The 12,634-nt window shown below is 71.7% G+C and carries 4 protein-coding genes; 3 read left to right on the top strand and 1 reads right to left on the bottom strand.

Annotated features, from left to right (window positions below):
• Window positions 1-61: 61 nt before the first annotated feature.
• Window positions 62-8,776 carry a hypothetical protein gene (locus ACFU6K_RS14350; protein WP_380663060.1) on the bottom strand — a complete coding sequence of 2,905 codons (8,715 nt, stop codon included), beginning with the start codon at window positions 8,774-8,776 and terminating at the stop codon, window positions 62-64.
• A 582-nt stretch (window positions 8,777-9,358) separates the two neighbouring features.
• Between ACFU6K_RS14350 and ACFU6K_RS14345 the strand changes: the two genes are divergently transcribed.
• From ACFU6K_RS14345 to ACFU6K_RS14335, 3 genes are all read left to right on the top strand, one after another.
• Entirely contained in the window at window positions 9,359-10,624 is a 1,266-nt protein-coding gene (locus ACFU6K_RS14345) for a helix-turn-helix domain-containing protein (RefSeq protein WP_380663058.1), read from the top strand.
• 175 nt (window positions 10,625-10,799) lie between these two features.
• Entirely contained in the window at window positions 10,800-11,252 is a 453-nt protein-coding gene (locus ACFU6K_RS14340; protein WP_380663057.1) for a cobalamin B12-binding domain-containing protein, read from the top strand.
• Window positions 11,249-12,595, top strand: coding sequence for a methylaspartate mutase (locus tag ACFU6K_RS14335; protein ID WP_380663055.1), 1,347 nt, complete (start codon window positions 11,249-11,251; stop codon window positions 12,593-12,595). Before ACFU6K_RS14340 ends, ACFU6K_RS14335 begins: the two co-directional genes overlap by 4 nt.
• Window positions 12,596-12,634: the final 39 nt, after the last annotated feature.

Raw genomic sequence — 12,634 nt, 5'->3', positions numbered from 1 at the left:
GGAGGACTTCCTCCCGGGCCACCGCCCTCGGCCCGTCAGGACCGGTCCGGCCTCGTCAGGCTCACTCGCTCACCCCGCCCGCCCGACGCCTGCGCGCCCGGACCAGGAGGGCCAGCACCGAACCGAGACCGGCCAGCGCCGCACCGGTCGCGGCGTAGGGCCGGACCGACGAGCCGGTGTCCGGCAGCGGCCCACCCTCGTGGTGCTGCTGGTGCCCGCCCTGCGGGTGCTCGGCGGGACCGGTGGTGCCGTGCTCCGGGCCCTGGCCCTGGCCATGGCCGTTGCCGTTCCCGTTCCCGTGGCCACTGCCGTTCCCGTTGCCGTTCTCATGGCCGGGCTTGTGCTCGTGGCACTCCTCCTTCTCGCACGGCGGCGTGCACCGGGCGAGCGCGGACGACGGCGGAGTGGTCACCGGCTCGGTCCCGGGCGGCGAGTTCGGCGGCACGTACGAGGCGGTGACCGTGTTGACGGTGTCCTCACCGATCAGGCTGGAGCAGTAGAACTTCTTCGTCTGCCCCGCGGCCAGATCGAACGTCCCGGCCGCCACCGTGCAGGACACCTCCTGGCGGTCGTTCAACGTGATCCCGGTCAGATCCACCGTGCCGGTGTTGGTCACCGTGATCTGCCAGAACGCCTGGCACTTGTCCGGCGCACACGGCTCCTCGGACGCCCCGCCCTTGTGCAGGGTCACCTCCTTGCCCCACGGCCCGGCGCCGCCCTCACCGCAGTCGCCGGACTTGTCGGACTGGCAGACCTCCTTGTCGACGCTCAGCGACGGGACGTTGGTGCCGCTCACGTCCACGCGGGCCTCGGACGGCGGTGTGGTGATGGGGGTGCCGCCGGGACCGGGGAAGGACGCCGTCACCGTGTTCGTCGTCGGCTGGGTGACGCCGGGCAGGTTGCAGAAGACCTGCTTCGACGCGCCTGCGGCGAGGTCGAAGGTCCCCGCGGCTGTCACGCAGGCCGGTGTGACGGTGTCGGTGAGGGTGATGCCGGTCAGGTTGACCGTGCCGTTGTTGGTGACGGTGATGCGCCAGTAGGCGGTGCCGTTCGGCGCCAGGGTGGTGGTCTTGGCCCAGGGGCCGGGGCCGCCGTCACCGCAGTCGGCGGCGTTGGTGCTGGTGCAGACCTCCTTGTTGATGGTCAGGGACGGGACGTCGGCACTGGCCTCGGACGGGGGTGTGGTGATGGGTGTTCCGCCGGGGCCGGGGAAGGAGGCGGTGACGGTGTTGGTCGTCAGCTTGGTGATGCCCGGCAGGTTGCAGAAGACCTGCTTGGAGGCACCTGCGGCGAGGTCGAAGGTCCCCGCGGCTGTCACGCAGGCTGGTGTGACGGAGTCGGTGAGGGTGATGCCGGTCAGGTTGACCGTGCCGTTGTTGGTGACGGTGATCCGCCAGTAGGCGGTGCCGTTCGGGGCGACGGTGGTGGTCTTCGCCCACGGCCCGGCGCCGCCGTCACCGCAGTCGGCCGGGTTGGTCGAGGTGCAGACCTCCTTGTCGATGGCCAGCGACGGGACGTCGACGCTCGCTTCGGACGGGGGTGTGGTGATGGGGGTGCCGCCGGGGCCGGGGAAGGAAGCCGTGACCGTGTTGGTCGTCAACTTGGTGACGTCCGTCAGGTTGCAGAACACCTGCTTGGAGGCGCCTGCCACCAGGTCGAACGATCCGGCAGCCGTGACACAAGCGGGCGTCACGGAGTCGGTGAGGGTGATGCCGGCGATGTTGACCGGGCCGTTGTTGGTCACCGTGATGCGCCAGTAGGCGGTGCCGTTCGGGGCGACCGTGGTGGTCTTGGCCCAGGGGCCGGAGCCGCCGTCACCGCAGTCGGCCGGGTTGGTCGAGGTGCAGACCTCCTTGTTGATCGTCAGCGACGGAACGTCGACGCTCGCCTCGGAGGGCGGTGTGGTGATGGGTGTTCCACCAGGGCCGGGGAAGGACGCCGTTACCGTGTTCGTCGTCGACTGGGAGACGCCCGTCAGGTTGCAGAACACCTGATGGGAGGCCCCTGCCGCCAGGTCGAACGACCCGGCAGCCGTGACGCACGACGGCGTGACCGTGTCGGTGAGGGTGATGCCGGTCAGGTTGACCGTGCCGTTGTTGGTGACGGTGATGCGCCAGTAGGCGGTGCCGTTCGGCGCGACCGTGGTGGTCTTGGCCCAGGGGCCGGGGCCGCCCTCGCCGCAGTCGGCCGGGTTGGTGCTGGTGCAGACCTCCTTGTTGATCGTCAGCGACGGGACGTCGACGCTCGCTTCGGACGGGGGTGTGGTGATGGGTGTTCCGCCGGGGCCGGGGAAGGAGGCGGTGACGGTATTGGTCGTCAACTTGGTGACGTCCGTCAGGTTGCAGAACACCTGCCGTGAAGCGCCTGCGGCGAGGTCGAAGGTGCCGGCGGCCGTGACGCACGAGGGCGTGACCGTGTCGGTGAGGGTGATGCCGGTCAGGTTGACCGTGCCGTTGTTGGTGACGGTGATCCGCCAGTAGGCGGTGCCGTTCGGCGCGACCGTGGTGGTCTTCGCCCACGGGCCTGCGCCGCCCTCGCCGCAGTCGGCGGCGTTCGCGGAGGTGCAGACCTCCTTGTTGATCGTCAGCGACGGAACGTCGGCACTGGCCTCGGAGGGCGGTGTGGTGATCGGGGTGCCACCAGGACCGGGGAAGGAGGCCGTCACCGTGTTGGTCGTCAACTTGGTGACGTCCGTCAGGTTGCAGAAGACCTGCTTGGAGGCGCCTGCGGCGAGGTCGAACGTCCCGGCGGCCGTCACGCACGAGGGCGTCACGGAGTCGGTGAGGGTGATGCCGGTCAGGTTGACCGTGCCGTTGTTGGTGACGGTGATGCGCCAGTAGGCGGTGCCGTTCGGCGCGACCGTGGTGGTCTTGGCCCAGGGGCCTGCGCCGCCCTCGCCGCAGTCGGCCGGGCTGGTGCTGGTGCAGACCTCCTTGTTGATGGTCAGGGACGGAACGTCGACGCTCGCTTCGGACGGGGGTGTGGTGATGGGGGTGCCGCCGGGGCCGGGGAAGGAGGCGGTGACGGTGTTGGTCGTCAACTTGGTGACGTCCGTCAGGTTGCAGAAGACCTGCTTGGAGGCCCCTGCCGCCAGGTCGAACGATCCGGCGGCCGTGACGCAGGCCGGTGTGACGGAGTCGGCGAGGGTGATGCCGGTGATGTTCACCGGGCCGTTGTTGGTCACCGTGATCCGCCAGTACGCCGTCCCATTCGGGGCGACCGTGGTGGTCTTGGCCCACGGGCCCGTGCCGCCTTGGCCGCAGTCGGCCGGGTTGGTCGAGGTGCAGACCTCCTTGCTGATCGTCAGCGACGGGACGTCGACGCTCGCTTCGGACGGGGGCGTGGTGATCGGGGTGCCACCAGGTCCCGGGAAGGAGGCCGTGACGGTGTTGGTGGTGGACTGCGTGACGCCTGGCAGGTTGCAGAACACCTGATGGGAGGCCCCTGCCGCCAGGTCGAATGTCCCCGCAGCTGTCACACAGGCCGGTGTGACGGAGTCGCTAAGCGTGATCCCGGTGATGTTCACCGGGCCGTTGTTGGTGACGGTGATCCGCCAGTAGGCCGTCCCGTTTGGCGCGATGGTGGTGGTCTTGGCCCAGGGGCCAGGGCCGCCGTCACCGCAGTCGGCGGCGTTCGCGGAGGTGCAGACCTCCTTGTTGATGGCCAGCGACGGAACGTCGACGCTCGCTTCGGAGGGCGGTGTGGTGATGGGTGTTCCGCCAGGCCCGGGGAAGGAAGCCGTGACCGTGTTCGTCGTTGACTGAGTGACGCCGGTCAGGTTGCAGAAGACCTGTGTGGAGGCGCCGGCTGCCAGGTCGAAGGTGCCGGCGGCTGTGACGCAGGCCGGTGTGATGGCGTCGGTGAGGGTGATGCCGGTGATGTTCACCGGGCCGTTGTTGGTCACCGTGATGCGCCAGTAGGCGGTGCCGTTCGGGGCGATGGTGGTGGTCTTCGCCCAGGGGCCCGCGCCGCCGGTGCCGCAGTCGGCGGCGTTCGCGGAGGTGCAGACCTCCTTGTTGATCGCCAGCGAGGGGACGTCAACGCTCGCCTCGGAGGGCGGCGTGGTGATCGGGGTGCCGCCGGGGCCGGGGAAGGAGGCGGTGACGGTGTTGGTGGTGGATTGTGTGACGCCGGTCAGGTTGCAGAAGACCTGTGTGGAGGCCCCTGCCGCGAGGTCGAAGGTGCCGGCGGCTGTGACGCAGGCCGGTGTGATGGCGTCGGTGAGGGTGATGCCGGTGATGTTCACCGGGCCGTTGTTGGTCACCGTGATGCGCCAGTAGGCGGTGCTGTTCGGCGCGACGGTGGTGGTCTTCGCCCACGGGCCCGCACCGCCGGTACCGCAGTCGGCCGGGTTGGTGCTGGTGCAGACCTCCTTGTTGATCGTCAGCGAGGGAACGTCAACGCTCGCTTCGGAGGGTGGTGTGGTGATGGGTGTGCCACCGGGGCCGGGGAAGGAGGCGGTGACGGTGTTGGTGGTGGACTGGGTGACGCCCGGGAGGTTGCAGAAGATCTGCTGTGTGGCGCCTGCGGCGAGGTCGAACGTCCCTGCGGCCGTCACGCACGAGGGCGTCACGGAGTCGGTGAGGGTGATGCCGGTGATGTTGACGGGGCCGTTGTTGGTCACCGTGATCCGCCAGTACGCGGTGCCGTTCGGCGCGACGGTGGTGGTCTTCGCCCACGGGCCCGCACCGCCGGTACCGCAGTCGGCCGGGTTGGTGCTGGTGCAGACCTCCTTGTTGATCGTCAGCGAGGGAACGTCGACGCTCGCTTCGGAGGGCGGTGTGGTGATCGGTGTTCCGCCAGGCCCGGGGAAGGAAGCCGTGACCGTGTTGGTGGTTGACTGCGTGACGCCGGTCAGGTTGCAGAAGACCTGTGTGGAGGCGCCTGCCGCGAGGTCGAAGGTGCCGGCGGCTGTGACGCAGGCGGGTGTGATGGCGTCGGCGAGGGTGATGCCGGTGATGTTGACGGGGCCGTTGTTGGTGACCGTGATGCGCCAGTAGGCGGTGCCGTTCGGGGCGACTGTGGTGGTCTTCGCCCAGGGGCCCGCGCCACCGGTGCCGCAGTCGGCCGGGTTGGTCGAGGTGCAGACCTCCTTGTTGATGGCCAGCGAGGGGACGTCGACGCTGGCCTCGGAGGGTGGTGTGGTGATGGGTGTGCCACCGGGGCCGGGGAACGAGGCCGTGACGGTGTTGGTGGTTGACTGCGTGACGCCGGTCAGGTTGCAGAAGACCTGTGTGGAGGCCCCTGCCGCCAGGTCGAACGTCCCCGCGGCTGTGACGCAGGCCGGTGTGATGGCGTCGGCGAGGGTGATGCCGGTGATGTTGACCGGGCCGTTGTTGGTCACCGTGATGCGCCAGTAGGCGGTGCCGTTCGGCGCGACCGTGGTGGTCTTCGCCCACGGGCCCGCGCCGCCGGTGCCGCAGTCGGCGGCGTTCGCGGAGGTGCAGACCTCCTTGTTGATGGCCAGGGAGGGGACGTCAACGCTGGCCTCGGAGGGTGGTGTGGTGATGGGTGTGCCACCGGGGCCGGGGAAGGAGGCGGTGACGGTGTTGGTGGTTGACTGGGTGACGCCGGTCAGGTTGCAGAAGACCTGTGTGGAGGCGCCTGCGGCGAGGTCGAAGGTGCCGGCGGCTGTGACGCAGGCGGGTGTGATGGCGTCGGCGAGAGTGATGCCGGTGATGTTGACCGGGCCGTTGTTGGTCACCGTGATGCGCCAGTAGGCGGTGCCGTTCGGCGCGACCGTGGTGGTCTTCGCCCACGGGCCCGCGCCGCCGGTGCCGCAGTCGGCGGCGTTCGCGGAGGTGCAGACCTCCTTGTTGATCGCCAGCGAGGGGACGTCGACGCTGGCCTCGGACGGGGGCGTGGTGATCGGGGTGCCACCAGGGCCCGGGAACGAGGCCGTCACCGTGTTGGTGGTGGACTGCGTGACGCCGGTCAGGTTGCAGAACACCTGCTGGGACGCGCCCGCCGCCAGGTCGAACGTCCCGGCGGCCGTCACGCACGAGGGCGTCACGGTGTCGTTCAGCGTGATGCCGGTGATGTTGACCGTGCCGGTGTTGGTGACGGTGATCCGCCAGTAGGCCGTCCCGCCGGGTGCGACGGTGGTGGTCTTGGCCCACGGGCCGGGGCCGCCGGTGCCGCAGTCGGCGGCGTTGGCCGAGGTGCAGACCTCCTTGTTGATCGCCAGGGACGGGACGACGGCACTCGCCTCGGACGGCCCCGTCTTGACCGGCGTGCCGCCGGGGCCGGGGAAGGAGGCCGTCACCGTGTTCGTCGTCGACTGGGTGACGCCCGGCAGGTTGCAGAAGATCTGCTGGGAGGCGCCTGCTGCCAGGTCGAACGTCCCGGCGGCCGTCACGCAGGACGGTGTGACGGTGTCGTCCAGGGTGATGCCGGTGATGTTGACGGGGCCGGTGTTGGTCGCGGTGATGCGCCAGTAGGCCGTCCCGCCGGGGGCGAGGGTGGTGGTTTTGGCCCATGGTCCGGGGCCGCCGGGGCCGCAGTCGGCGGCGTTGGCGGAGGTGCAGACCTCCTTGAGGATCTCCAGCTTCGGCGCGCAGTCGGCGCCCGGGGTGACCTGGAGGGTGACGGTGTTGGAGGTGACGGGCGGCTGGCCGTTGGTGACGGCGGACGCCTGGTTGGAGACGGAGGTGACGGAGCAGTCGGTGGAGACCGTGGTCTCGAAGCAGATCTGCGGCGCGTCGCCGACGAAGGTCACCTGCATCTGCGGGTGGTTGGTGGGGGTGAAGGACGACCCGTTGACGAGGGTGAGGTTGGCGATCACCTGGATCGGTGAGTCGCTGGTCGGGACGGATGAGATGTCCGCCGTCTCGGTGGTGGGGTTGAACGGGAAGGTGCCGATGGTGGTGCCGTCGGAGGCCAGGACGGTCACCGAGGACTGGGTGAAGTCGACGGTGGTGGGGTCGAGGCCGAGGAGGCTGACCGTTCCGTACGACCTCACGTGCCCGGTGGCCCCGTCGCAGTAGTACGCGGAGGGGTTGAGGCTGCCCTGGGCCTTGGTCTTCAGGCAGGGGGAGGCGCCGGTGATCGGGTCGATGGAGAACAGGTAGCCGGTGTCGCCGAGGCTGTACTTGCACTGGCCGTCGTAGGCGAAGCCGTACGGTCTGGTGTCGCCGCCGTTGACGTTGGGCGGGCCGTTGACGACGCCGTTGGTGCCGTACTGGGCGCAGGGGGCCTGGGTGTTCCAGTCGTAGCAGAACTCGGAGCTGTTGGAGGTGGGGGAGATGCTGAGGTAGATCCAGAACGGGAACTCGGTTTCGAGGTGCCCGTTGGGGGCGGTGATGGTCAGCGGCACCTGGAAGTTGGATTCGCCGGGGGCGACGTTGGTGCTGAGGAGGGTCTGCAGGCCGGGGGGTGCGGCGATGGGGTTGCCGGCGAAGTCGAAGCAGACGACGGTGCCGACGGGCGGGGTGACGGCCAGTTCGACGCCGCCGACCGCCGTGCAGACGCCGGTGACGGTGCCGGCGGTGTCGTACATCTCGAAGACGTTGTCGGCGCGGGCGGCTTCGGTGCCGGTCGGGGTGACGACGGTCTTGGGGGTGGCCCAGCCGGTGCACGCGGCGTTCGTCGACGGGTCGAAGCAGGACATCACGGTGGGCAGCGGGGCCAGCTGGTTGTCGGTGACGTAGATCTTGCCGTTGATGACCCGCATGATGCCGGCGTAGTCGCCGCTGAAGGCGACCTGGCCCTCGTTGGGCGGCAGGCCGATGTTGAAGGTGCCGCAGGAGGAGTTGCCGACGGGGTCGTAGCAGAGGATCTCGCCGGTGCCGGAGACCGCGTAGATCAGCTGGTTGGGCGCCTGGACGACGCCTCCGATGACCAGGCCGGTGCCGGTCTGGAGCGGGGTGAGGCCGCAGCTGGTCTGGGCCTGGAGGTCGATGCAGCCGACGCCGATGAGCGCCTGGGTGACCCGGCTGATCGCGGCGTAGTACAGCCGGGAGCCGATCTGCACGTAGGTCGGGGTGCGGGTGCTGCCGATGTCGCCGGTGGTCGTGTCGGCGGCCGAGGAGTTCAGCGCCTGGGGCCAGGTGGCGGGGGCTCCGGTCGGGGTCGGGCAGGGGCCGTTGGTGAGCAGGTCGGTGCAGACCACGCTGGCCGTGTTGGAGAAGCCGTGGTGGTAGATGTTCCAGATCTCGGGGGTGGGGACGCCGTTGATCGTGGCGGTGTAGCGGATGGGGGTGAAGCCGTCGCCGCCGGTGGCGGTGTTGATCGGGGTGAACGGCGGCGGGATCTGGACCACTTGGCCGGTGGCCGGGGAGGAGAGCGTCGGGTTGGTGGCCTGGAGGACGTTGGTGGCGGCGCCCTGGTCGGTGCCGGAGAAGGTCGTGCCGCCGTCGGTGGACCACTGCTTGGTGAAGCCGGGCGGCACCTGCAGCGAGCCGGGGACGTAGGACTGGGTCTGCGGTGTGCTGCCGGGGCCGCCCTGGATGGCGTCGGTGACCGTGGTGCTGACCGGTGCGCCGTCGGGGTTGGTCGCGGAGACGACCCAGCGGACGGTGTCGCCCTGGGCGGCCTGGGTGGTGCTGCCGGTGGTGGTGTCGGTGCCGGTCTTCGCCAGGGTCACGGGTTGCTGGCGGACGCCGTGGTGTCCGTTCCGCTGGTCGGCGGGGGCGGCCGGCGTGGCGGTGGCGGGGGTGCGGGGGTCCCGGCTCGGCGCGTGTGCCACGGCGGGTGCGGCGAAGGAGCCGGACGCCGTGGCGAACGCGAGGAGGAGGGTGAGCACGGCCCCGATGAGGCGGTCGCGGAGCGTGTCCAACCCGGGTCGCCTTCCGTGTCGACTTCGTTCGCGTCCGCTGGTGGCTGGACAGCGCCTCATGACGATTCCCTTCGGTCGAGCGGTCCGGTGTCACGCGGTGGGCTGCACAGCGGTGGGTTGGACGGCGGTGAGCTGGACGGCGCGGGGTGGATCTCGGTGGTGACGGGCACGGGGACCGTGGAGCGGATGTGAGGAGTTGTTGACCCGATACGGACAGTGACCGTACGGGCGTAGTATGCGTGCCTAAAATCCGATAAACGGCAATGGCGTGCCCGAGTGGCGCCGCGGTTCACTCCGATGCGCCTGGGAGGCCGCCCCGGCGGCGGGCGGGCTGTGAGGCCCGGGTGAAGGTCGTGGGTAGGGCCGGTGATCGGCCGTTGATCGGGCGTAGACGGCGAGCCTGGAGCATCGGGACCCAGAGGGAACCGGTCCGGAGGCCACGGCCTGATCACCGGGTCCCGTACGGCCGGACCACGGGGCGTACGGGACCCGGGGCCGACGCCGCCACCGGTCCCGACGCCAGGAGGAGTCCGGACCACGAAGGGCAGACGAGGCATGGACGGCGGGCTGTCGGTGCAAGCGGTGAGAACGGCGGCGGGTTTCGGCGAGCTGCTGCGGCTACGGCGCGAGCGGATCGGGCTGACCCAGCAGTGCCTGGCCGATCACGCGACCCTGAGCGTGCGGGCGATCCGGGACATGGAGAGCGGCCGGGTGCGCCGGCCCCGCAACGAGACCGTCCGGCTGCTGGCGGACGCGCTGCGGCTGGAGGGCCGCAGTCGGACGGACTTCGAGGAGGCCGCCCGCCGGCAGCAGGTCGCGGACGAGCCGGGGGACGAGCCGGCCGCCCCGCCGGTGGCGCGCGGCGCGATCGTCGGCCGGGAGGCGGAGGCCGAGGTGCTGGCCGACGCCTTCGCCGTGCACGGGGACCGGCTGGTCTCGCTGGTCGGCCTCGGCGGGGTGGGCAAGACCCGGCTCGCCCTGGAGGTGGCCCGCCGGCTGCACCTGGCCGTCCGCTGGTCGGTGCGCTGGGTGGACTGCGGTGGCGGCCCGCACCCGTGGCGCGGGCGGCTGGACGACCTCGTCCGGGACATCGGCGAGCGGCCCGCCCTGCTGGTGCTGGACGGCGCCGACGGCGGGGTGGACGCCGGGCAGCTGGACGGACTGTTCCGCCACTGCCCCGGGCTGCGGGTGCTGATCACCGCCCGGGAGGCCCGGCCGCTGCCCGGCGGCCAGGTCATCCCGCTCGCGCCGCTGCCCGTACCGGATCCCGAACTCGACGCCGAGCCCGAGGCGTTGGCGCAGGTCGGGGCCGTCCGGTTGCTGCTCTCGCACCTGTGCCGGCTGCGGCCCGGCTACACCCTGGAGCGCTCCGAGGCGCCCGCCGTCGCTGAGCTCTGCCGCCGCCTGGACGGCCTGCCGGGCGCGTTGGAGCGGGCGGCGGGCTGGGCGCTGGTGCGGTCCACCGCCCAGCTGGTGGCCGGGCTGGCGGCCGTCCCGTTCACGCTGGCGGCGCCGCCGGTGGTGTTCGGCGCGCGCGGTGACCTGCGGGACGACCTGGAGCCGGCGATCCTCTGCCTGACGGACCGTCAGCGCGCCCTGCTGGAGGTGCTGGTGGACGAGCCGGGGGACTGGTCGGGGGAGGACGCGGTGGTCCGCAGCGGCTGGACGTTGCAGACCTGCCTGGCCACGGTGCACGAACTGCTGTCGCGGGGGCTGATCCGCAGCGTGCCCGCCCGGGACGGCGTGCGCTTCACCGTCCTCAACCTGTGCCGGCGGCTGGTCCGGGAGGAGCCCGGGCTGCGGCTCGCGCCGGGCGGGGACGTCCCGCTGCTGGCGGCCGCGGGCTGAACCAACCTGCCGCGGGCTGAACCGATCTGCCGCGGGCCGACCGATTCTGCCGCTTAATGCCGCCGGAGCTGCCGCTTGCCGGGCCCGATCGTTCCTAGCGTTCTCCGTGGGGCCGGGCCGCCGCGCAGGACGCGACGGACCGCCATCGAGGATCACTACCGATGAGGGCGGAGCCGTGGAGCACGGAAATGCCGAACAGAACGGTCCGGGCGGTCTGGACGTCGTCGTGACGACGACGGCCTCGGACTCGCACACCTGGAACCTGGTGTACCTCCAGTTCCTGCTGGAGGAGATGGGCCACCGGGTGACGAACCTGGGCGCGTGCGTCCCGGACGCGCTGCTGCTCTCCGAATGCCGCCGGGCCGAACCGGACCTGATCGTGGTCAGCAGCGTCAACGGGCACGGCCACCAGGAGGGCCTGCGGGTGATCGAGGCCCTCCGCGCCTGCCCGGAGCTGCGGAGCACCCCGACCGTCATCGGCGGCAAGCTCGGCATCGCCGGGGCCGACGACCCGGACCGCGAACGCGCGCTGCTGGCGGCCGGGTTCGACGCGGTCTTCGAGGACGGCGCCGCGGTGGCCGGGTTCCGCGCGTTCGTCGGCGGGCTGCGCTCCGGGGTGCTGCTGTGACGGCTTCCGCCGGGGCCGGTCCTGGGCGGACGGGCTTCGGCGCGTTCGTGGCGCAGGCCGCCGAGGCCGGCGCGCTGGTGGTCCAGCCCCGGATGGGCATGGCGGAGGCGGCCCCGATGCGGGCGGGCCTGCTCGCCACCCGGGGCGCGGCCGCCGTCACCGTCGGCACCATCACCCTGGACAGCTACACCCGCACCGGCGACCTCGCGGCCGCCCGGCGCGCCCTGACCGCCGGGGCGGGCCTGAACGGCTACCCGATCGCCACCCACCCGGTCGAGATCACCCGGGCGGTGCTGCGCGGGGTGGTGGACGCGGGCTTCCCGGTGCAGGTCCGGCACGGCTCGGCCGCACCGGAGCGGATCGTCGAGGCGCTGCTGGCGGCCGGCCTGGACGCCACCGAGGGCGGACCGGTCTCCTACTGCCTGCCGTACGGCCGCACCCCGCTCCACGAGGCGGTGGCCCGCTGGCGGCGCGGCTGCGAACTCCTGGCCTCCGTACGGGAGTTCGGTGCCGAGCCGCACCTGGAGACGTTCGGCGGCTGCCTGATGGGCCAGCTCTGCCCGCCCTCGCTGCTGATCGCCGTCAGCGTGCTGGAGGCGCTGTTCTTCCGCCGGCACGGGCTGCGCAGCATCTCGCTCAGCTACGCCCAGCAGGCCCACGCCCGCCAGGACGAGGAGGCGCTGGCCGTGCTCGGCCGGATCGCGGGGGAACTGCTCACGGACGTCGACTGGCACCTGGTGGTGTACGCCTACATGGGTGTCTACCCGCGCTCGCCCGGAGGTGCCCGGCTGCTGCTGGAGGACGCGGCGCGGCTCGCGGTGCGCGGCGGCGCGGCCCGGCTGATCGTCAAGACCACGGCCGAGGCGCACCGCATCCCGACCGTCGGCGAGAACGTCCGGGCGCTGGAGACCGCCGCCGCGGCCGCCAGGGCGGAGCGGGCCCGGCTCCCGGCGTCCGACCGCCGTCCCGCCGTGCCGCCGGACACCGGGATCGAGGCCGAGGCCAGGGCGCTGATCGGCGCGGTGCTCGACCTGGACGCCGACCTCGGGCGGGCCCTGGTCCGGGCGTTCGCGGCCGGCTACCTGGACGTGCCGTACTGTCTGCACCCCGACAACGCCGGGCGGACGCGCAGCTCGCTGGGCCCGGACGGGCGGCTGTACTGGTCCTCGGTCGGCTCGATGCCGATCGCCGGGCTGGGCGAGCGCGGCCGTGCGCCGATCCCCGGCTCGGCCGGGCTGCTGGCCGCGCTCTCCCACGTCCAGCGGAGCTACGACGGCCTGGCCGGGTACGCCGCCGCCTCCGCGTCCGCGTCCGCCGCCCGGGGCCTGCCCGTCGCGCGCTGAGGCGCCGCCCTGCCGAGCCGCCCGCGCTCCCGGCCGGCC

It is taken from the genome of Kitasatospora sp. NPDC057512 (assembly GCF_042802135.1).
Taxonomy (GTDB): Bacteria; Actinomycetota; Actinomycetes; order Streptomycetales; family Streptomycetaceae; genus Kitasatospora.
This window is presented reverse-complemented; position numbering and strand designations above follow the sequence as displayed.